Here is a 20135-nt window from a genome sequence, read left to right on the forward strand (position 1 = left end):
CTTCCAGAATCTGCCGTCAACCCTTAATTCAGGATTTCTATCAATTAGGCACTTTTGGCTAAAAACCGACCGATTTCCTTCTATATAAGAGGGCACCAACAACCCTCTATATAGAAGAGAGACTTCAGATGACCCCTGCCTCTCTCAACGCCGACACGCTTGCCGGTGTCAGACCCAGGACTTGCTGCAGCACCTGAAGGGTATGCTCCCCCAAAAGGGGAGGCGCACTACGGTATTCAACGGGCGTCTTGGATAGGCGCATAGGGCTGGCTACCTGAGGCACCATCCCCGCCAATGCGTGAGGCAACTCCATCGCCAATCCGCGGGCCTTTACTTGGGGGTCGGCAAACACCTGTGCCAAGTCATTGATTGGCCCGCAAGGCACCCCCACCTGCTCCAGCTGAGCCACCCACTCAGCGGTTGTCTTGAAGACGGTAACCTGACGAATCAACGGAACCAGCGCCGCCCTATTAGCCACTCGCAACTTATTAGTCGCAAACCGAGGATCCGTCGCCCACTGAGGCTGCCCAGCCACCTCTGCAAACTTGCGGAACTGCCCGTCGTTACCCACAGTCAGGATGAAGTCGCCATCCGCCGTAGGAAAATCCTGATAGGGCACGATATTCGGATGAGCATTACCCAGGCGCTTGGGGGAGACTCCCGTCGTCAGGTAGTTCATCGCCTGGTTGGCCAGGCAGGCCACCTGCACATCCAGCAGGGCCATATCGATATGCTGACCGCCACCGTCGTGATCCCGGTGAGCCATGGCCGCCAGAATCGCCACCGTCGAATAGAGCCCCGTGAGAATATCCGTCAGCGCCACACCCACCTTGACCGGCCCGGCGCCATCTTCACCCTCCGGACGGCCAGTCAGGCTCATCAGCCCGCCAAGCCCCTGGATCATGAAGTCGTAGCCCGCACGCGCGGCATAGGGCCCGGTCTGGCCAAATCCAGTAATCGAGCAGTAGATCAGCTCCGGATTGATCTCCTTGAGTGACTCATAGTCGAGCCCATAGGCCGCCAAGCCACCCACTTTGAAATTCTCGATCAAGATATCGGACTTCGCCGCCAGGTCACGCACCAGCTTCTGACCCTCCGCCCGCGTGAAGTCGATGGTCACCGACTCTTTATTGCGATTGGCCGACAAGTAATACGCCGCCTCGGTAGTGTTCTCCCCATACGCATCCTTGAGGAAAGGCGGCCCCCAGGCACGCGTGTCATCGCCGTTTCCAGGTCGCTCGACCTTGATCACTTCAGCGCCAAGGTCCGCAAGTATCTGCCCGGCCCAAGGCCCCGCCAGCACTCGCGACAAATCCAGTACCCGCAGGTGCGATAGCGCGCCCATGGCCGTCCTCCTATTAATAGAACGCCTGAATACCGGTTTGAGCACGCCCCAGGATCAGCGCATGCACGTCATGGGTACCCTCATAGGTGTTCACCACCTCAAGGTTGACCAGGTGACGGGCAATGCCGAACTCGTCGGAGATGCCATTACCGCCGAGCATGTCCCGCGCCATCCGGGCAATGTCCAGGGACTTGCCGCACGAGTTGCGCTTCATGATCGAGGTGATTTCCACGGCCGCAGTACCCTCATCCTTCATGCGACCCAGCCGCAGACAACCTTGCAGGGCGAGGGTGATCTCAGTCTGCATGTCTGCGAGCTTCTTCTGGATCAACTGAGTGGCCGCCAATGGGCGCCCAAACTGTTGGCGATCAAGGGTGTACTGGCGCGCGGTGTGCCAGCAAAATTCCGCAGCCCCCAGCGCACCCCAAGAAATCCCGTAGCGCGCCGAGTTAAGGCACGTGAAAGGCCCTTTCAAGCCACGCACATCCGGGAAGATGTTTTCTTCAGGCACAAACACGTTATCCAAGACGATCTCACCGGTGATCGAGGCGCGCAGCCCGACCTTGCCGTGGATCGCCGGAGCACTCAGGCCTTTCCAGCCCTTTTCCAATACAAAGCCACGAATGTCGCCCGCATCGTCCTTGCCCCACACCACGAACACATCGGCAATCGGGCTGTTGGTGATCCACATCTTGCTGCCGGTGAGGCTGTAGCCGCCATCCACCTTGCGCGCACGGGTAATCATCGCGCCTGGGTCGGAACCATGGTTAGGCTCGGTCAGACCAAAGCACCCAATCCATTCCCCAGAAGCCAGCTTCGGCAGGTATTTCTGCTTTTGCGCTTCGGTACCGAATTCATTGATAGGCACCATCACCAGCGATGACTGCACACTCATCATCGAGCGGTAGCCAGAGTCCACACGCTCCACTTCACGAGCAATCAGGCCATAGCTGACGTAGTTCAAGCCGCTGCCACCGTACTGCTCGGGGATCATCGCCCCCAGCAAACCGGTCTCGCCCATTTCGCGGAAGATCGCAGGGTCGGTCTTTTCGTGACGGAAGGCTTCGAGCACACGCGGCGCCAGCTTGTCCTGAGCGAACTGCTCGGCACTGTCGCGCACCATGCGTTCTTCTTCAGTGAGCTGTGAATCCAGCAGCAGTGGATCGATCCAGTTGAAGCTTGCCTTACCGCCCATGAGTGAGTCCTCGCGAAATAAATCAAAAGTCGTGCATGGAGCCTAGGCCGGGCAGGCGAGGAGGGCAAACGAGGTTTTTGCATGGCCTTGTGCTAATTTCTCACTCCGTAACATTAAATACCGCCATAGATGCTATTTACCTGTGAGGCGACGGTACATGCGCAGAAAGATTCCCAGCACCACAGCGCTGGTCAGTTTTGAGGCCGCGGCCCGCCACGAGAGCTTTACCAAGGCGGCGCAGGAGCTTTCGATCACCCAAGGCGCAATTTGCCGACAGATCGCCAGCCTGGAGGAGTTTTTGAGTGTCGAGCTGTTTCGACGATCCCGCCGGGGCGTGAAGCTGACAGAAGCCGGGCTTTCCTATAGCCGCCGGGTGGCCACACAGCTGGACGCAGTCGAGCGCGACACCTTGTCGGTGATGGGCCAGCAGGGCACCAACGTTATCGAACTGGCGGTAGTCCCCACCTTCGGCACCCAGTGGCTGATCCCACGCCTCAAGGACTTCCAGCAACAACACCCGGAGGTCACCGTCAACCTGACCAACCGCACACGGCCGTTCCTGTTCGCCGATACTGAATTCGATGCGGCGATCTACTTTGGCGATGCCGACTGGTCCGGTACCGAGTCCCACAAACTGATGGGAGAAAACCCGCTGCCCGTGTGCAGCCCACGATTACTGGGTGAGCGTACTCACTTCACCGCACAGGAAATCGCCGAACTGCCTCTGCTGCAGCAAACCACTCGACCCTACGCCTGGCGCCAGTGGTTCAACGCGCAACAGCTGGACATACCCCGCGACATGACAGGCCCGCGTTACGAGCTATTCTCCATGTTGTCCCAGGCAGCCATGCACGACATGGGCATTGCACTGATCCCGCCGTTCCTTATCCAAAGAGAATTGAACGAAGGGCACTTGGTGGTCGCAAGCCCGCAGGTACTGGCGAGCTCAAAGGCATATTACTTGATGATTCCCGAGAGAAAAGTCGAATCCGCTTCTCTCCGCGCGTTCAGAGACTGGCTGATCGACCAGTCGCTACGCTACAGCCCTAATATCTAAAGGGGACTTCAGACTTGCTGACCCTGTAGTCAACAAATTAAAATACCTACATATGTATATATATGTCGCAATTTAGAAGACCGTACTTTTCGACCTTAAATCTGCCTTAAAGCCATGCTTATATGGGTCTATAGCCATAAAATCAGAGCAATAGACAGCCATTCACATTGACGATGATGAAAAGCCAAACCGCTCGTAAAAGACCATCTAACTACCTGTATTTAAAAGATTTATATCCAATAATTGCGACAATCAGTCACAGGGTGACTTGTAGTTAATTTTTCGTCACCCGTCATAATCTCTTGAAGGCCGTAAAGTTCGCCTGCAAAATGCCGCGCCCCGCTGTATTTCAGCGGGATCGTGCTGATCGGCCGCCCAGATGCCCCTCTCGTGGTGCACTGGCCTTTTACAAAAATCAAAGCAAAAAGATCATGCAGGAGATTTGACGTGCACATTGGTGTTCCTCTCGAAACCCAGACCGGTGAAACGCGGGTGGCTGCCACCCCGGAAACCATCAAGAAGCTGATCGGCCAGGGCCACAAGGTCACTGTACAAAGCGGGGCAGGCGTTAATGCCAGCGTCGTCGACAGTGCCTACGAAGCGGCAGGTGCAACCATTGGCAGCGCCAACGAGGCATTCGGCGCCGAGCTGATCCTCAAGGTGGTCGCCCCGAATGACAGCGAACTGACACTGATCAAAAGCGGCGCCGTATTGGTGGGCATGCTCAATCCGTTCAGCAACGAAACCATCTCTCGACTGGCTGATCACGGCATCACGGCCTTTGCCCTTGAGGCCGCACCGCGCACTTCCCGCGCGCAAAGCCTGGATGTGCTGTCTTCCCAGGCCAATATCGCCGGCTACAAGGCCGTGTTGCTCGCCGCTCATCACTACCCACGCTTCATGCCAATGCTGATGACCGCCGCCGGCACGGTAAAAGCCGCCCGCGTGCTTATCCTTGGCGCGGGTGTAGCGGGGCTGCAGGCGATCGCTACCGCGAAACGCCTGGGTGCGGTCATCGAAGCGTCAGACGTGCGCCCGGCCGTAAAGGAACAGATCGAATCCTTGGGCGCCAAGTTTGTCGACGTACCTTACGAAACCGATGAAGAGCGCGAATGTGCCGTCGGCGTCGGCGGTTACGCCCGCCCGATGCCTACTAGCTGGATGCAGCGCCAGGCCCTGGCTGTGCATGAGCGCGCCAAGCAAGCCGACATCGTCATCACCACCGCATTGATCCCGGGTCGCAAGGCGCCAACCCTGCTCAGCGCCGAGACCGTCGCACAGATGAAGCCAGGTTCGGTGGTCATCGACCTTGCCGCCGCCCAGGGCGGCAACTGCCCGCTGACCGTGGCAGATCAGGTGGTCGTGGAAAACGGCGTGACCATCTGCGGCCCGACCAACCTGGCAGGCGCCGTCGCAGCCGATGCCTCGGCGCTGTACGCACGCAACCTGCTGGACTTCCTGAAGCTGGTCTTCACCAAGGAAGGGCAGTTTGAAATCAACCTCGAAGACGACATCGTCGCCGCGTGCCTGATGTGCCGCGACGGCCAAGTCATCCGCAAAAACGCCTAAGCAGGGATTCAGACGATGGAAGAGCTTATCTCCCCCGGTATCTACAACCTGATCATCTTTGTGCTGGCCATTTATGTCGGTTACCACGTGGTCTGGAACGTCACCCCAGCCTTGCACACCCCGCTGATGGCCGTGACCAACGCGATTTCGGCGATCGTAATCGTCGGCGCCATGCTGGCAGCCGCACTTACCGTGACGCCGCTGGGCAAGACCATGGGCACCCTGGCCGTGGCCCTGGCTGCGGTCAATGTATTCGGCGGCTTTCTGGTTACCCGCAGGATGCTTGAAATGTTCAAGAAGAAAGCCCCGAAAGTAAAAGAAGAGGCGCCGAAGTCATGAGCATGAATCTGGTTACGACGCTCTACCTGATCGCGTCGATCTGCTTTATCCAGGCCCTCAAGGGCTTGTCGCACCCAACCACTTCGCGGCGCGGCAACCTGTTCGGCATGCTCGGCATGGGACTGGCGGTGCTCACTACTGTGGGCCTCATCTATAAGCTCGGCGCTGAACTGGCGACTGCCGGCATCGGCTACGTCATTGTTGGCCTGCTGGTCGGCGGCACCGCCGGCTCGATCATGGCCAAGCGCGTAGAAATGACCAAGATGCCAGAGCTGGTGGCATTCATGCACAGCATGATCGGCCTCGCTGCGGTGTTTATTGCCATTGCCGCAGTCGTGGAGCCGCAATCCCTGGGCATCGTCAAACACCTGGGGGATTCGATCCCTGCCGGTAACCGCCTGGAACTGTTCCTTGGTGCTGCCATCGGTGCGATTACGTTCTCCGGCTCCGTCATTGCCTTCGGCAAGCTGTCGGGCAAGTACAAGTTCCGCCTGTTCCAGGGCGCACCGGTACAGTTCGGCGGTCAGCACAAGCTGAATCTGGTGCTGGGCCTGCTGACCCTGGGCCTGGGCCTGGCCTTTATGCTCACCGGAAACCTCAGCGCATTCGCATTGATGCTGGCCCTGGCGTTCGTACTGGGCGTGCTGATCATCATCCCGATTGGTGGCGCCGACATGCCAGTGGTCGTCTCGATGCTCAACAGCTACTCCGGCTGGGCGGCGGCGGGTATCGGTTTCTCGCTGAACAACTCGATGCTGATCATTGCTGGCTCGCTGGTGGGTTCAAGCGGCGCGATCCTCTCGTACATTATGTGCAAGGCGATGAACCGCTCCTTCTTTAATGTACTGCTCGGCGGATTCGGCAACACAGCAGATGCTGCCGGCCCGGCGGGTTCGAAAGAAGCCCGTCCGGTGAAGTCCGGTTCAGCTGACGACGCGACCTTCCTGCTGACCAACGCCGACACCGTGATCATTGTCCCGGGCTACGGCCTGGCGGTGGCACGGGCGCAACATGCGCTGAAAGAGCTGACCGAGAAGCTGACCCATCGTGGCGTAACTGTGAAGTACGCGATCCACCCGGTTGCCGGTCGCATGCCTGGCCACATGAACGTGCTGCTGGCCGAGGCAGAAGTGCCTTACGACCAGGTGTTCGAGATGGAAGACATCAACTCCGAGTTCGGCCAGGCCGACGTGGTGCTGGTGCTCGGCGCCAACGACGTGGTCAACCCCGCCGCCAAGAACGATCCGAAGTCGCCAATTGCCGGCATGCCGATCCTCGAAGCGTTCAAGGCCAAGACCATCATCGTCAACAAGCGCTCGATGGCCAGCGGCTATGCCGGCCTGGACAACGAACTGTTCTATCTGGACAAGACCATGATGGTCTTCGGCGACGCCAAGAAGGTCATCGAAGACATGGTCAAGGCCGTCGAATAAACACTGCGCCAGCGCAATACCCAAAACCCTGGCCTTTAGTAGGCTGGGGTTTTTTATTGCCGGCAAAAAACCGACAAAAGGCTCTAAATCGCTGCCTGGCATTCGACCATGGTAGCGGGACGAAATTTTTTGAAATCACTAGACTGCGCATCTTGCTTCCGTAGCCCGAGATAACAATCCATGTACCGTGATCGTATCCGCTTGCCTTCGTTGTTGAACAAGGTCATGAGCGCGGCTGACGCTGCCGCACTGATCCAGGACGGCATGACCGTCGGCATGAGCGGCTTCACCCGCGCCGGTGAAGCCAAGGCCGTGCCCCACGCCTTGGCCGAACGCGCCAAGACCTCGCCGCTGAAAATCACCCTGATGACCGGTGCCAGCCTGGGCAACGACCTGGACAAGCAACTGACCGAAGCCGGCGTGCTGTCGCGGCGCATGCCGTTTCAGGTGGACAGCACCCTGCGCAAGGCGATCAACGCAGGCGAAGTGATGTTTATCGACCAGCACCTGTCGGAGACCGTCGAGCAACTGCGCAACAATCAGCTCAAGCTCCCGGACATCGCGGTGATCGAAGCCGTGGCTATCACGGAGCAAGGCCATATCGTGCCGACCACTTCCGTGGGTAACTCCGCCAGCTTCGCAATTTTCGCCAAGCACGTGATCGTCGAGATCAACATGGCGCACAACCCGAACCTGGAAGGTCTGCACGACATCTATATCCCGAGCTACCGCCCAACCCGCACGCCAATTCCATTGGTGGCCGTGGATGACCGTATCGGCAGCACCGCGATCCCGATCCCGCCGGAGAAGATCGTCGCCATCGTCATCACCAACCAGGCTGACTCGGCCTCCACTGTGACGCCGCCCGACAGCGACACCCAGTCGATCGCCAACCACCTGATCAACTTCCTTAAAGAAGAAGTCGACGCCGGGCGTATGACCAACAAGCTCGGCCCGCTGCAAGCCGGCATCGGCAACATTGCCAACGCAGTGATGTGTGGCTTGATCGAGTCGCCCTTCGAAGACCTGACGATGTATTCGGAAGTGCTCCAGGACTCGACGTTCGACCTGATCGACGCCGGCAAGCTGAGCTTCGCCTCGGGCAGCTCGATCACCTTGTCAGAACGGCGCAACGCCGACGTGTTCGGCAACCTGGAGCGCTATAAAGACAAACTGGTGCTGCGGCCACAGGAAATTTCCAACCACCCTGAAGTGGTGCGGCGCTTGGGCATCATTGGTATCAACACCGCGCTGGAGTTCGACATTTACGGCAACGTCAACTCCACCCACGTCTGCGGCACTCGGATGATGAACGGTATCGGCGGCTCAGGGGACTTTGCACGCAACGCGCACCTGGCGATCTTCGTCACCAAGTCGATTGCTAAAGCCGGTGCAATTTCCAGCGTGGTGCCGATGGTCAGCCATGTGGACCATACCGAACATGACGTCGACATCCTCGTGACCGAGGTTGGCTTGGCAGACCTGCGGGGCCTGGCCCCGCGTGAGCGGGCTCGGGTGATCATCGACAACTGCGTGCACCCGGCGTACCGCGATGCCCTGAACACGTACTTCACCCAAGCCTGCGCGCTGGGCGGTCACACCCCGCACATCCTGCGGGAAGCACTGAGTTGGCACATTAACCTGGAAGAAACCGGGCATATGCTGAAGGCGTAATTGATACAGATTCGGACTGATGCAAACACAGTTTCATCAGTTCGGGTTGTCGAACCCACCTTATTCAAAAAACTGTACTGCTGTACCGGTCATTTCCTACCGAAAAATCCTACCTTCATACTTCAAAACGCCTAAAACGCACTATAAATGTGCAGACAGGTACAGTTGCCACAATTTCGTACAGTACAGCCTCTATAAACAGTTAACTGGCCCCTCACAATACAGGTGAACTGTATCTAGAGAGTCTTGCACCGGAAGAGGATCATTGGCATCAGTTAAACCACTACCTAATCCCGCCACAAGCGGAAGGATGTCATCATGGAACGTACACTCAGTTCCGATCTGTTCTTCGAAGAAAAAGCTGTAAACACCCAGGCTTCCCTGCCTCTGCGCGTTATCGCCAACCTGATGTTGTGGCAGCGCCGCATCTCCAGCCGCCATCAACTGGCTCGTCTGGATTCGCGTCTGCTGGCTGACGCCGGTATCAGCGAAGCACAACGCTACGAAGAGCTGAGCAAGCCGTTCTGGCGCTAATTAGCGTCCGCTGGCCCTGACCCACCGGGTCCACAGCCAGCACTCAGAATTGATCAAGCAAAACCCGCCCCGGGTAACCGGAGGCGGGTTTTGTTGTTTCTGGGGTCTGGATTTTTGAGAGCAAAAACAATAGGCTTTCATATCAACAGGTACAGTTTAAAAAACATAACAATTAAGCAGTACAATTTAGCCTTGGTGTATCTGTACCGGTAAAACCTTCACGCCCAACATGGAGTTTCAGAACCTCATAAAAGGCGCTCGCCATGAACACCCACGCCCAGCAACGCCCTCTATTGATAAGGCTACTGCAACGCACGGCCTCGGCACTCGCTCGCTGGGAGCAACGTGCCCGTACACGCAGGTTGCTGGCTCAACTGGACCCGCGGGAATTATCTGACGCGGGCATCAGCCACGGCGACCGAGCAGCCGAACTGTCCAAGTCGTTCTGGAGCGAGTAATCACCTCGGGTGACTATCCGAACGGATAAACGGCGGCTTAATATCCGACTACCACGTGGCGAACCCTGTAGAACGGGCGTCTGATGCCCATGGTCCCGCTGATCAGTAGCGGCTTTGAGCCACCTTTATTCGTTCATTTACAGGAGTCACCCCATGTCCCGTCTTCGCCTGCTGAGCACTGCAGCCCTGCTGGCCCTGGCTGCCAATGCCAACGCCTCAAGCCTGATCGTGACCACGGATTCGATCGTCGGCGCACTGAAAGCCACCTCGGATGCGACCTCCGATGCCACATCCTCCCTGCGTGACAACAAGGTGGTACGTGCCGCCCGTGATGACGCCGCCAGCTTTGTGGCCAGCGAAGGCGCGATTCGCGGCGTGAAACTGGAAAGCGCCCTGGCCCAGATCCGCCAACAGGCACCGCAACTGAATACCGCGACTGACGCGCAGCTGGCCCAGGCGATCCTGGCCATCTGACCTCAGGTGGGGAAGACGGGAGCGCCTGGCGCTCCTGAATCCTCTGCGCTGGCTCTCGCGCGGGCATTGCGCTAGCCTTGGCGCTCGTTTTCAGTTGTCGAGTCCCATGGCTTTTTCATACCGCCTGTTGATCGTTCCCGTGTTGATTTGCACCTGCTGGTCTGCGCAGGCCCCGGCCTTTGACCTGACCACCCAGAGCACTGTGATCACCGCGTATGCCACCAGCAAAGTGACCTCCGCACCGTTCGACCATAAACTGATACTGGCCGCCCAGGATGACGCTGCCGCTTTCATTGCCACTGACGGCCAATGGCGGGGAGCCCGCCTGGAATCAGCGCTGGATTATCTGCGCCGCACCCAGCCAAAACTTAACGCCAGTGACCTTGAACTGGCGCAAGCAATTCTCGTCCAATAATCATCTTTGTATTTCGGAGTCATTCCATGCGTAGCCCGCTGATCGCCGCCGCTCTCGGCCTGCTGTTGTTGGCCGGTGTTGCCCAGGCACAAACCCTGAAGGCCACCAGTAACATCATCGTCCGTGCCTCGGCCCGCACCATTGATTTCACCTCGGACACCACCACGTCCATCCGCGACTCCAAAGTCGTGCGCGAAGCCCACGACGACGCAGCCAGTTTCGTCGCCAGCAATGGCGAGATTCGTGGCGCCCAGCTGGAAGCGGCCTTCGATACCCTGCGAACCCGCGTGCCGGAAGCCCGCGACGCCAGCGACCAGGTCCTCGCCGAAGCTATCCTCTCACTGTGAGGCGAATTGCCGCCTGGCTGCTGGCCAGCACGCTGCTGCTCGGCGCAAGTGCGGCTCAGGCTGCCCTGCAACTGCGGCTCAAGACCGATGGCTTGAGCCCGGCCCAGCAGCAGGCCAGCCAGGCATTGCTGGATGAAGCGATGCAGGCGTTGCCGCCGCGCTTCATCGAGCAGCTGGACCGTACCATAGACGTCGGCTGGACCGATAAGATGCCCGAGAACGCCTATGGCCAGGCCTCGCTGGTGTCCGAACTGGACCTCAACAGCAACCTGCTGGAAGGCCTCACCGACGGCAGCGCCGCGACGCAAAAAACCAACCGTCCCCACGGCACTGTGCGCCGGGAAATGCTCGCCACCGTGCTGCATGAGCTGACCCACATCTACGACCGCGCCCGCCTGTGGTCCAGCGCCGATCGCAAGCTGATCCAGCGTTGCAGCCGCCAGAACAACATCACCGGCCTGATCGGCCTGCCCGATCAATGCCGTGGCCAGAATGACCGCCGCTTTACCCTCAGCGATGATCCGCGCCTGCTGGACCTTGCCGGCTGGCCGCAATACGTCGGCCGTCGCGGCGAACGCGAACAGAACAACCACCAGGTCGCCCGCAGCCCGGACATCTACGAGACCACCAGCCCGCTGGAGTTTGTCGCGGTCAACATGGAGTACTTCCTCCTCGACCCGAGCTACGCCTGCCGCCGACCTTCGTTGTACCGCTATTACAAGGAACACTTTGGCTGGGCACCGCCGGCCAAGGACACCTGCGCCAAAACCTACGCCTTCCTCAATGCCGGCAACGACTTCGCCAAGACCCCACTGGGCCAGGTCGACCCCGAGCGGGTCTACGAAATCGACTACCTGCTGGCCGAAGCCAACCAGAACCTGGTAAGCCGCTGGGGCCACAGCATGTTGCGCCTGGTGATCTGCGCCCCGGGCCGGCCACGTGGCCCGGATTGCCGGCTGGACCTGGACCAGCACCTGGTTTTGTCCTACCGCGCATTCGTCGGTGACGTACAGCTGTCGAGCTGGGACGGCCTGATCGGCAAGTACCCGTCGCGGCTGTTCGTGCTGCCGCTGTCACAGGTCATCGACGAATACACCAAGACCGAACTGCGCGGCCTGGCGTCAGTGCCGCTGAAACTGACGCGCCAGGAGATCAACGACACCGTCGAACACGCCGCCGAAATGCACTGGAGCTACGACGGCAATTACTTTTTCATCTCCAACAACTGCGCGGTCGAGAGCCTGAAGCTGTTACGCAGCGGCAGCGCCAACCCGCAGCTCACCGGCTTGGACAACATCACGCCCAATGGCCTGCTGGAAGTCCTCAAGGGCCGGGGCCTGGCCGATACCAGCGTGCTGGATGACAAAAAACGGGCACTTCGCCTGGGCTATCACTTCGATTCTTTCCGCGAGCGCTACCAGGCGATGTTCGAAGTGCTGAAAAAGCGCCTGCCGATCAAGCAAGCTGAAGTGGAAGACTGGCTGTCACTGAGCGCCGAGGAACGCCGCCCGTGGTTCGCCCAGGCCGACCTGCGCACCAGCGCGGCCTTGCTGCTGTTGGAGCAAGCGAGTTTTCGCAGGCAACTCATGTTGGCCCAGGACGAAGTCAAACAACGCTACCTCGGCGCCCGCGAACTGAAGAACGGCGGCATGGAAAAGGCCAACGCCACCTTGCAGCAGATCCTCGCCAACAGCGGCTTCCTCAGCCGCCCGGCAGAACTGCTGGGCACCAGCGGCTACGGGCTGCCGCAGCCCGCCGAATCTCAACGCCTGGAATCCGAAAGCGCCGCGCGCCAGAAGCAGTTACAGTCGCTGACCGGTGATCTGGACAAAGAGGTGAGGGCGCTGCTGGAACCGTCCCGCGCGGCGGAGATCGCCGCGTGTGAAGCCAACCTCAAGCAGCTGGGCGAACACTTGCGGGCGCTGCACAAGGCTTCCGGCGGCTTCGAGTTGCCCTAAAGCGTTTCTCCATCTTCTTCCGGCAACTGTTCATCCAGGTGCAGCCACGGCAATCGGTTCTCTACCCAGACGTGCCGATCCGCCGGGGCCCGCTCCGGGTGATCCAGGGTCGCGACGGTCACATCGATACTCGCAGGGCTCAGGCGGGTCACCAACCCCAGATGCGACCCACAGTTCGAACAGAAATACCGCACGCATGTCGATGACGATTCGTACTGCGCCGGCGTTCCCGCCAGCCACGCAAACGCGGAACGGGGCAGGGTGATCCAGGTGGTCACCACACCACCGCTGACCCGCCGGCAAATCGAGCAATGGCAGTGGGCAATATCCACTAACGCCCCGCTGAACTGATACCGCACCCGGCCGCAATGGCAGCCGCCTTGGTGTTGCTCATGCATGCTCCGTCTCCCGCTTCCCTATTTTTTGTAGGACCAGTCGTCACTCAACGTAGCCTGTTTCTCAAGCGAAAGCTGGCTGAAAGCTTCCGGGACTAGGATCGCCCACCACTACCGGCAACAGACCGGTTGTTAACAACAACAATGGTGATTCCCGATGTCCGCTCGTACCCGCCCGTTTGCCCCAACTCCACCCGTACGCCTAGTGCCTTTCGTTCTGCGCTGACCCCAACCCGGTTCGCCATTCCCTAGCCGCGCTACGCCTGGAGTATTCCTATGCTGACTTTCCTTGGCTTTGCCATGGTCATCACGTTCATGTTCCTGATCATGACCAAGCGCCTGTCTGCGCTGATCGCCCTGATCATCGTGCCGATCCTGTTTGCGCTGTTCGGCGGCTTTGCGCCGAAGATCGGCCCAATGATGCTCGAAGGCATTACCAAGCTCGCGCCGACCGGCGTGATGCTGATGTTCGCCATCCTCTATTTCGCCTTGATGATCGACTCCGGGCTGTTCGACCCGGCCGTGCGCAAGATCCTCAAGCTGGTCAAGGGCGACCCGCTGAAGGTCTCGGTCGGCACTGCCGTACTGGCCCTGGTGGTCTCGCTGGACGGTGACGGTGCCACCACCTACATGATCTGCGTCGCCGCCATGCTGCCGCTGTACAAGCGCATCGGCATGAGCCCGCGGATCATGGCCGGCCTGATCATCCTCGCCGGCGGCGTGATGAACATGACGCCATGGGGCGGCCCGACCGCCCGTGCCGCCAGCGCGCTGCATGTAGACCCCTCGGACATTTTTGTACCGATGATCCCGGCGATGCTGGCGGGCGTGGTTGCGATCCTGGTGATTGCCTACATGTATGGCAAACGCGAACGTGCGCGCCTCGGCGAACTGCACCTGCACGGCGACGAAATCGACCACAGCGAAATCAGCGTTTCACAGTACCCGGACGCCCGCCGTCCGAAGCTGATCTGGTTCAACGGCGCCCTGACGCTGGCCCTGATGTGCACCCTGATCGCCGGCCTGTTGCCGCTGCCGGTGCTGTTCATGGTGGCCTTCAGTATCGCGATGATCGTCAACTACCCGTGCCTGCAACAGCAGAAAGACCGCGTCGCCGCCCACGCCGGCAGCGTACTGGCGGTGGTCGGGTTGATCTTCGCCGCCGGTATCTTCACCGGCATCCTGTCCGGCACCGGCATGGTCGATGCCATGTCCAAGAGCCTGCTGGCGGTCATCCCCGACGCCCTGGGCCCGTACCTGGCCGTGATCACCGCGCTGGTGAGCATGCCGTTCACCTTCTTCATGTCCAACGATGCCTTCTACTACGGCGTACTGCCGGTACTGGCCGAAGCGGCCAGCCACTACGGCATCACCGCCGTGGAAATGGCCCGTGCCTCGATCGTTGGCCAACCCGTGCACTTGTTGAGCCCACTGGTTCCATCCACCTACTTGTTGGTGGCCCTGGCGGGTATCGAATTTGGAGATCACCAGCGCTTCACCCTCAAGTGGGCGGTGCTGGTGTGCCTGTGCATAATGGTCGCCGCATTGCTGATGGGGATTTTTCCGCTGTTCAGCACTCTATAATCGTACAACTCACTGCGCCGGCCGTTAAGGCTGGCTCGGTCTAACACTTGTTCAAAGGAATACACATGGAATGGCTGACCAATCCGGAAATCTGGATTGCTTTCTTCACCCTGACGGCCCTCGAGATCGTCCTGGGCATCGATAACATCATCATGATTTCGATCCTGGTCAGCCGCATGCCCAAGCACATGCAGGCGCGCACCCGGATCTTCGGCCTGGCGCTGGCCATGGTCACGCGGATCCTGTTGCTGCTGTCGATTACCTGGGTGATGCGCCTCACCGACGACCTGTTCGTGGTGTTCGGCCAAGGCATTTCCGGCCGCGACCTGATCCTGTTCTTCGGTGGCCTGTTCCTGCTGTGGAAAAGCTCCCAGGAGATGTACCACGCCCTGGAAGGTGAAGACGAAACCCACGACGAGCCCAAAGGCGCCGGTGGCAAGTTCATCTACACCATCATCCAGATCGCGATCATCGACATCGTGTTCTCCCTGGACTCGGTAATTACCGCCGTCGGTATGGTTTCCCACGTACCGGTGATGGTGGCCGCGATCATCGTCGCCGTACTGGTGATGATGCTGGCCGCCGGCACCATCAGCGATTTCATCGACAAACACCCGTCGCTGAAGATGCTGGCGCTGTCGTTCCTGCTGGTGGTGGGTACCGTGCTGATCGCCGAAGCCTTCGACGTTCACGTGCCAAAAGGCTACGTTTACTTCGCCATGGCGTTCTCCCTGGCGGTGGAGGCGGTGAATATCAAGATGCGCACTGCCATCGCGAAAAAGAAGAAACAGCAGGACCCTGTGAAACTACGCAAGGACATTCCGGGTCAATAACCTGCGTTGAACACATGTAGGAGCGAGCTTGCTCGCGAAAAACGTCAACGATCACGCGTGCTGTCTGGTTAAACGCGGTGTCCTGGGGTTCTTCGCGAGCAAGCTCGCTCCTACAGTCGTTTTTGTCATCTGCAAAAAGCTGATTTCATGACAGTTTTGTTTCAATCCCGACTTTAGCTATGCGATGCTGGCGCGGAGCCCATTCGCCAACTACAGCTTAAGCACAAGACGTAGAAAGGCACGCGGCACTATCCACTTGCTCCGGCTGGAGCACGACTCAACACAGGGGGCCCAGCATGCTGACCCTGCTCAATCTGCTTTCCGCGGTAACCCTGCTGATCTGGGGCACGCACATCGTCCGTACCGGCATCCTGCGGGTCTACGGTTCCAACTTGCGCCAGGTCATCGGGCAGAACATGTCCAAGCGCTGGCTGGCGTTTATCGCCGGCATCCTGGTGACGGCCATGGTGCAAAGCAGCAACGCCACGGCGATGCTGGTCACCTCATTTGTCGGCCAGGGCCTGATGGGCCTGATGCCCGCCCTGGCGACCATGCTCGGCGCCGACGTCGGTACCGCGTTGATGGCCCGGGTACTGACCTTCGACTTGTCGTGGCTGTCACCCCTGCTGATTTTTCTCGGGGTGATTTTCTTCCTCTCGCGCAAACAGACGCGCGCCGGGCAGATGGGCCGTGTCGGGATCGGCTTGGGCCTGATCATTCTGGCCCTGCAATTGATTGTCGAAGCTGCAGGCCCGATTACCCATGCGCAGGGCGTTAAAGTCCTGTTCGCCTCGCTGACCGGCGACATCCTGCTCGATGCCTTGGTGGGCGCACTGTTCGCGATGATTTCCTACTCCAGCCTGGCCGCCGTCCTGCTGACCGCGACCCTGGCCGGCGCCGGCGTGATCGGCCTGCATGTGGCCATCGGCCTGGTGATCGGCGCCAACATCGGCAGCGGCGTGCTGGCCTTCCTCAGCACCAGCATGCAGAACGCCGCCGGGCGCCAGGTGGCCCTGGGCAGCCTGCTCTATAAGCTGATCGGGTTGCTGCTGATCATCCCGGCTCTTGACCCGCTGGCACGCTGGATGGACACCCTGGACTACAGCGCTCAAGGCATGGTGATCACCTTTCATCTGCTCTACAACGTCAGCCGCTGCCTGATCCTGCTGCCGACCATTGGCCCGATGGCCCGCCTGTGCGCCTGGCTGCTGCCGGAACGCGAGGAGGTCAACGGCTTGGCCAAGCCGCGGCACCTGGACCTGGCAGCCCTGACTACGCCCAGCCTGGCACTGGCCAACGCCGCCCGCGAAACCCTGCGCCTGGGCGACCTGATCGACAACATGCTGACCTCAATGCTGGAGGTGCTGCGGGGCAAGCAAACCGCTATCACCCAGGAAATGCGCAGCCTCAGCGATGATGTCGAGGCGCTCTACAGCGCGATCAAACTCTACCTCGCGCAAATGCCCCGGGAAGACCTCAGCGAGCAAGACAGCCGGCGCTGGGCCGAAATCATTGAGCTGTCGATCAACCTTAAGCTGGCGGGCGACCTGATCGAACGCATGCTGCGCAAAGTCCAGCAGCAAAAAACTTCCCAGCGCCGCTCGTTCTCCGAAGTCGGCCTGGAAGAACTCGCCGGCCTGCAAACCCAGCTGATTGCCAACCTGCGCCTGGGCCTTTCGGTGTTCCTCAGCGCCGACCCGGAAAGCGCCCGGCAACTGCTGCGGGAGAAACGTCGTTTTCGCGCCCAGGAACGTCGCCTGGCCCACGCCCACGTCAGCCGCTTGCAGCGTAAAATCGTACAGAGTCTGGAGACCAGCTCCCTGCACCTTGAGCTGATTGCCGACATGAAGCGCCTTAACTCGTTGTTTTGCAGCAGTGCCTATGTGGTGCTGGAAACCACCGACACCGGCGCCCTCGCGGCGGAAGATATTGCCGACATCACCCATTCGCCCTGAACGTAAGGTGGCGAGCGAAGTCAGTTAACAAGGACCTCACTCGCCAGGAAGCTTGTTATGCGTCGCCTGTTATTCGCCTGCCTGCTTATGGGCTCGGCACACACCTTTGCCTTTGACCGCCTGCAAGTCGAGGGCTACACACTGCCCAACGGCCTGCAATTGCTGCTCAAGCCGGGCACCGAACGCGGTCACGTGGCCATTCGCCTGGTGGTGGGTGTGGGCCTGGACGACTTCAGTTGCGAAGACAAGGAGCTGCCGCACCTGCTGGAACATCTGTTGTTCAGCGGCATCGACGGTGGCGGCGAAGGTGAACTGGAAGAGCGCATGCAGGCCCTCGGCGGTGACTGGAACGCCTACACCAGCAACGCCGACACCACCTTCGTCATCGAGGCCCCGGCGCAGAACCAGCGCAAGGTGCTCGACCTGCTGCTGGCCATCCTCACCCGCACCGAACTGACCGACGCCAACATCAACGCCGCCAAACAGGTGGTGGAGCGCGAAGACGGCGGCCATTACTCGCACCTGCAACGCCTGCTGGACCGCCAGGACCTTGGCCACAAGGCCAGCAGTCAGCTTGCCGTGGAGCTGGGCCTGAAGTGCGCCGAACGGGCCGACGCCGACCACCTGACCCGCGACCAATTGGTACAGCTGCGCAAGGCCTGGTACGCCCCCAACAATATGACCCTGATCATCGTCGGCGACCTCGACAAACTCTTGCCGGCCTACCTCGAACGCACTTACGGCGCGCTCGACCCGGTTGACCCCAGCGAACATCGCCCACTCCCGGACATTCAACACGCCGCCGCCCTTCGCCGCGACCTGATCCATGGCTGGGTCGGCGACAACGCCAAGCTGCACTGGCTATTCCCCGAGCCGGTGCTGGATGACCAGTACGATGAAACCTTCGACCTGCTCAAGGACTACCTGGATTGGGCGCTGTACCGCCAATTGCGGTTGCAGCATGGTTTGTCCTACGGGCCATGGAGCGAACGCGAAGTGCTCGGTGGCGTGGGTTTCATGAGCCTCAACGCCGACCTTGAGCGCGACAGCCTGCCCGAAGCCGAGCAGGTGCTGGAAACCCTGAAGGCCCAATTGCTTCAGGACGGCCTCGACCCCGCCACCTTCGCCCGCCTGCAACAAGCGGCCATCGCCCGCCAAGCGTGGGCCGTGCAGGGCAACAGCGCGTTGGCCGACTATTACTGGAGTGCCTCGGGCGACTACGCCAAGGGGCGCTTCAGCGACCCGGTCAAGCGCATCAAGGCCATCACCCTGGAGCAAACCAACCAGGCTATGCGCGAGCTGTTCAAGCAGAACGGCTACTGGCGCATCGAGAAACCGTTGTTCAGCTACGACGCCCTCAACTGGATCGCCGCTGGCGTGCTGGGGCTGATTGCGATTGTGTTGCTCGGTGTGTGGCGTTATCGCAAAGGGATTGCGTAATGAGGCCCCGAGAAAACCGCTAAAACGTTATTCTGTCTGGGATTTTTTCCTACAAAGACTGTGAACCGCCGAATGCCTATCCTGACCCAGACCATCCAGCGCATCCTTGAACTGATGAAGCGCTACCCAGGGGTGATTGCACTCGGCGGCTTCATCTCGGGTGTGTGCAGCTTCATCCTGGTGGACCGCCAGCAAGGCATGGCCAGCTGGATCGCCATCATCATGCTGGTGAGTTGGCTATGGCTGATGCTGGAAAACAGCTTCACCCAACTGTTCAGCAAAGTCTTCAAACGGGAAATTCCCGAACCGCTGCTGCGCTACGCCACGCAGATGATCCATCAGGAAAGCCTGTTTTTTGTCTTGCCGTTCTTTTTTGTCACCACTGCCTGGAACAGCGGCCAATCGGTCTTCACCGGGCTGTTGGGCGCGGCGGCACTCGTCTCGATCACCGACCCGCTGTACTACAAGTGGTTGGCGCCCAAGCGCTCGCTGTTCCTGGCGCTGCACACCCTGACGCTGTTTGCGGCCCTGCTGACCGCACTGCCGATCATCCTGCACCTGACCACCGCCGAGAGTTACAAACTGGCCCTCGGCGTGGCAATGCTGCTTTCCATCCCAAGCCTGGCCGTCAGCCTGCCGCTGCGCAGCATCAAGGGGTGGGCGATGTTACTGGGCGTTACCGCGGCGATTGGTTGCGCGGGCTGGTTCCTGCGCAGTTGGGTGCCCCCCGCTACGCTGTGGATGACCGAAGTGGCCATCAGCACCCAATTGCAGGACCGCACGCCCGGCGATGACCTGAAAGAAGTGAGCGCCGCCCAACTGCGCAGCACCGGGCTGTACGCCTATACCGCGATCAATGCGCCGCGCGGGCTGGATGAGCGGATCTACCATGTGTGGAAATTCAACGGCAAGGAAGTCGACCGCATCGCCCTGGACATTCATGGCGGCCGCAAGGAAGGCTACCGGGCCTGGACCCACAAACAGAACTTCCCTGCCGACTCGGTGGGACGCTGGCAAGTACGGGTGCTGACGGAAGACGGCCAAGTCATCGGCGTGTTGCGCTTCAAGGTCACTGATCCCGGTCAGGACGCCACAACGCCGGACGCGCCAAAGTAGTCAGGATCGTGCTA

The 20135-nt window shown here is 59.9% G+C and carries 19 protein-coding genes; 16 read left to right on the plus strand and 3 right to left on the minus strand.

The features are described from left to right. Positions 1–124: 124 nt before the first annotated feature. Entirely contained in the window at positions 125–1345 is a 1221-nt protein-coding gene (locus tag HX855_RS24675) for a CaiB/BaiF CoA-transferase family protein (protein ID WP_177084584.1), read from the minus strand. Between the two features lie 13 nt (positions 1346–1358). Continuing rightward, entirely contained in the window at positions 1359–2540 is a 1182-nt protein-coding gene (locus HX855_RS24680) for an acyl-CoA dehydrogenase (RefSeq protein ID WP_177084582.1), read from the minus strand. A gap of 157 nt (positions 2541–2697) precedes the next feature. Here HX855_RS24680 and HX855_RS24685 point away from each other — a divergent pair, with 157 nt between their 5' ends. The 11 genes from HX855_RS24685 to HX855_RS24735 all read left to right on the plus strand — a co-directional run bounded on the left by HX855_RS24685 (position 2698) and on the right by HX855_RS24735 (position 12798). Then, positions 2698–3597, plus strand: a complete 900-nt coding sequence (locus tag HX855_RS24685) for a LysR family transcriptional regulator (RefSeq protein WP_177084581.1) — start codon at positions 2698–2700, stop codon at positions 3595–3597. 447 nt (positions 3598–4044) lie between these two features. After that, a complete protein-coding gene (locus HX855_RS24690; protein ID WP_177084580.1) occupies positions 4045–5166 on the plus strand; it encodes a Re/Si-specific NAD(P)(+) transhydrogenase subunit alpha in 1122 nt (373 codons plus the stop codon). Between the two features lie 15 nt (positions 5167–5181). Continuing rightward, positions 5182–5505, plus strand: a complete 324-nt coding sequence (locus HX855_RS24695) for an NAD(P) transhydrogenase subunit alpha (RefSeq protein WP_124413458.1) — start codon at positions 5182–5184, stop codon at positions 5503–5505. After that, positions 5502–6938 carry an NAD(P)(+) transhydrogenase (Re/Si-specific) subunit beta gene (locus HX855_RS24700; RefSeq protein WP_177084579.1) on the plus strand — a complete coding sequence of 479 codons (1437 nt, stop codon included), beginning with the start codon at positions 5502–5504 and terminating at the stop codon, positions 6936–6938. The genes HX855_RS24695 and HX855_RS24700 overlap by 4 nt, the downstream gene beginning before the upstream one ends. A 180-nt stretch (positions 6939–7118) precedes the next feature. Beyond that, on the plus strand, positions 7119–8612 hold the full coding sequence (locus HX855_RS24705; protein ID WP_177084578.1) for an acetyl-CoA hydrolase/transferase family protein: 1494 nt from the start codon (positions 7119–7121) through the stop codon (positions 8610–8612). Positions 8613–8930: 318 nt separating this feature from the next. Beyond that, positions 8931–9146: a DUF1127 domain-containing protein gene (locus tag HX855_RS24710; protein WP_010168694.1), complete on the plus strand. Its 216-nt coding sequence runs from the start codon at positions 8931–8933 to the stop codon at positions 9144–9146. Between the two features lie 263 nt (positions 9147–9409). Continuing rightward, positions 9410–9604 carry a DUF1127 domain-containing protein gene (locus HX855_RS24715; protein WP_177084577.1) on the plus strand — a complete coding sequence of 65 codons (195 nt, stop codon included), beginning with the start codon at positions 9410–9412 and terminating at the stop codon, positions 9602–9604. Positions 9605–9757: 153 nt separating this feature from the next. Further along, positions 9758–10078, plus strand: coding sequence for a DUF2388 domain-containing protein (locus tag HX855_RS24720; RefSeq protein ID WP_017478000.1), 321 nt, complete (start codon positions 9758–9760; stop codon positions 10076–10078). A 106-nt stretch (positions 10079–10184) separates the two neighbouring features. After that, on the plus strand, positions 10185–10493 hold the full coding sequence (locus HX855_RS24725) for a DUF2388 domain-containing protein (protein WP_177084576.1): 309 nt from the start codon (positions 10185–10187) through the stop codon (positions 10491–10493). 26 nt (positions 10494–10519) lie between these two features. Beyond that, entirely contained in the window at positions 10520–10840 is a 321-nt protein-coding gene (locus HX855_RS24730) for a DUF2388 domain-containing protein (protein WP_003214760.1), read from the plus strand. Continuing rightward, a complete protein-coding gene (locus HX855_RS24735; protein ID WP_177084575.1) occupies positions 10837–12798 on the plus strand; it encodes a DUF4105 domain-containing protein in 1962 nt (653 codons plus the stop codon). Before HX855_RS24730 ends, HX855_RS24735 begins: the two co-directional genes overlap by 4 nt. Here the strand turns inward: HX855_RS24735 and HX855_RS24740 are convergent. Continuing rightward, entirely contained in the window at positions 12795–13196 is a 402-nt protein-coding gene (locus tag HX855_RS24740) for a GFA family protein (protein ID WP_177084574.1), read from the minus strand. The genes HX855_RS24735 and HX855_RS24740 overlap by 4 nt on opposite strands. 273 nt (positions 13197–13469) lie before the next feature. On the opposite strand from HX855_RS24740, the gene HX855_RS24745 reads away from it, so the two are divergent. From HX855_RS24745 to HX855_RS24765, 5 genes are all read left to right on the plus strand, one after another. Then, positions 13470–14777: a CitMHS family transporter gene (locus tag HX855_RS24745; protein ID WP_017477996.1), complete on the plus strand. Its 1308-nt coding sequence runs from the start codon at positions 13470–13472 to the stop codon at positions 14775–14777. 65 nt (positions 14778–14842) lie between these two features. After that, complete coding sequence (locus HX855_RS24750; protein WP_003214768.1) at positions 14843–15610, plus strand: TerC family protein; 768 nt, start codon at positions 14843–14845, stop codon at positions 15608–15610. A 296-nt stretch (positions 15611–15906) separates the two neighbouring features. Next, positions 15907–17565 (plus strand): Na/Pi cotransporter family protein, encoded by a 1659-nt coding sequence (locus HX855_RS24755; RefSeq protein WP_177084573.1) that lies wholly within the window; start codon positions 15907–15909, stop codon positions 17563–17565. A 57-nt stretch (positions 17566–17622) separates the two neighbouring features. Then, positions 17623–19005, plus strand: coding sequence for a pitrilysin family protein (locus tag HX855_RS24760; RefSeq protein ID WP_177084571.1), 1383 nt, complete (start codon positions 17623–17625; stop codon positions 19003–19005). A 72-nt stretch (positions 19006–19077) separates the two neighbouring features. After that, entirely contained in the window at positions 19078–20121 is a 1044-nt protein-coding gene (locus tag HX855_RS24765) for a DUF5924 family protein (RefSeq protein WP_177084569.1), read from the plus strand. Positions 20122–20135 lie beyond the last annotated feature (14 nt).

The sequence above is a fragment of the Pseudomonas sp. IPO3778 genome (assembly GCF_013386825.1).
In the GTDB taxonomy this organism is placed as follows: Bacteria; Pseudomonadota; Gammaproteobacteria; order Pseudomonadales; family Pseudomonadaceae; genus Aquipseudomonas.